The sequence below is a fragment of the Dehalobacter sp. genome, from assembly GCA_023667845.1.
In the GTDB taxonomy this organism is placed as follows: Bacteria; Bacillota; Desulfitobacteriia; order Desulfitobacteriales; family Syntrophobotulaceae; genus Dehalobacter.
On sequence record JAMPIU010000031.1, the window covers coordinates 1 to 1,525 of the forward strand.

Annotated in this window: 2 protein-coding genes; both read right to left on the reverse strand. The window is 43.9% G+C overall.

Annotated features, from left to right (window positions below; all coding sequences use genetic code 11):
• Positions 1 to 164 precede the first annotated feature (164 nt).
• On the reverse strand, positions 165 to 1,280 hold the full coding sequence (locus NC238_01430) for an ISAs1 family transposase (GenBank protein ID MCM1564616.1): 1,116 nt from the start codon (positions 1,278 to 1,280) through the stop codon (positions 165 to 167).
• Positions 1,281 to 1,360: 80 nt separating this feature from the next.
• Positions 1,361 to 1,471 (reverse strand): hypothetical protein, encoded by a 111-nt coding sequence (locus tag NC238_01435; GenBank protein ID MCM1564617.1) that lies wholly within the window; start codon positions 1,469 to 1,471, stop codon positions 1,361 to 1,363.
• Between the last annotated feature and the right edge of the window lie 54 nt (positions 1,472 to 1,525).

A 1,525-nucleotide genomic window follows, 5' to 3' on the forward strand; every position in this document is an offset into this window, starting at 1 on the left:
CAGCCTCCTTTGGTGTTTTAATGGTTTAGCGACTTTATTAAACCACATTTTGCTGCCTCTTGTTTATTTTTTTATCCTACATCTATTTTACACCGAGCCAAGGGCGGTACACGACAAGAGCATGAATGAGAATCTGAAGGAGAAGGCAGAGGAGAGAAATTTTTTTAATCCAGAAAGCCTTCCAGTACCATGGCTGGGTTGCAACTGATGGCAAACCTCTTCGTTTTTAAGGAATATTTTTTCCCTAAATCTAAAAGTCTCAACAAACTCATCGCAAATTTTCGTATCGTATGTAGATTGAGGGCGGCCCATTTATCCAAGGTGGTATTGGCATCCTCCCGAAAGGTTACATCCAACTGCCAATGCATACTTTCGATTGCCCAATGACCTCGTACTGCCTTTGCCATATATTCAACATCCAAGCCTAAGCTGCTTATGTAATACCGAGTCTGCTCACTCACCTTACCCTGTTTCTCTACCCGGCTTTTTGCCATAACTATGCTTTTTATACCTGCCCACTTCGTCTTACTACTCATCCACCCAATGTCTTCCGTCTGGTAATACTCGCGAATCTCTATGCCACCTCGAGCCTTTTCTTTTGTCCGGTAATACCCCTTGCCTTTTTTGATCTCTTCTCTTAATCCTTCATCCTGAAAATAGTCCTTGATCTCTTCGAACAAGGTTCCTTGATTTCCTTTTACCGCTAATACGTAATTCCCCTTTTTCTTTACAATCTTTTTGGCGATGTCCTTTTGCGTTCCCATTGCATCAATGGTTATGGTTTGTCCTTTACAATTAATCTCCTCCACTAATTCCTCGATCGCCTTGCCTTCATAACTTTTCGCCCCAATGGCTTTTTGTCCTAACGACAGGCCATCTTCTTTCGACCATACCGATACCACATGAAGTGCCCGCTCATTGCTGTTGCCGCTGCCACATAATGTCTTTCCATCAATATTCAGGATTCGCTTTAGTTTCTCTCCTTCGCCTGACGCCAATATTTCTTCCCATTGCGCCTTTATCCCTTCTATCACTTTCGGTTCAATCATCGCCATCACTCTTCTCATGGTGTCATGACCGGGTATTCCGCAAGGCAACTCCAGGTATTTCTTCAAATATGCTTTATGGCATCGCCCAAAGGTTTCTATTTCCTCCCAATTATCCGCTCTGCCCAGCGTTCCCATTAACACGATAGCCACAATATCCATCATCTTATGACGTACTTTCTTGGTTTGCCTGGGATCCGGTAATTGTGCTAATTTCCCTAAAAAATACTTCATCTTCCCTCACCTCTTACTATGGAAGATTCGACCTTTTTTCCCCTTTTCCTTTAAACCTTTCTCTTTTGTTTACTTTTTGTTCATTCATGCTCTTGTCGTGAGGACAAGCCAGATAAATCAGGAAAAGCAGCTTTTCTCACCAGCTTCAGCAACTGCTCCCGCTGCATCAGCATAATATGGCCGCAGCCCATGCATTGCAGACGGTATTCCCAGCCGGGCCGCAGCACCTTCCAGTCCTTGCTGCC

What these genes read in the sequence shown, in the direction of transcription:
- NC238_01430 (MCM1564616.1), bottom strand. Translation starts at nt 1,280, where the DNA reads ATGAAGTATTTTTTAGGGAAATTAGCACAATTACCGGATCCCAGGCAA.
- NC238_01435 (MCM1564617.1), bottom strand. Translation starts at nt 1,471, where the DNA reads ATGGGCTGCGGCCATATTATGCTGATGCAGCGGGAGCAGTTGCTGAAG.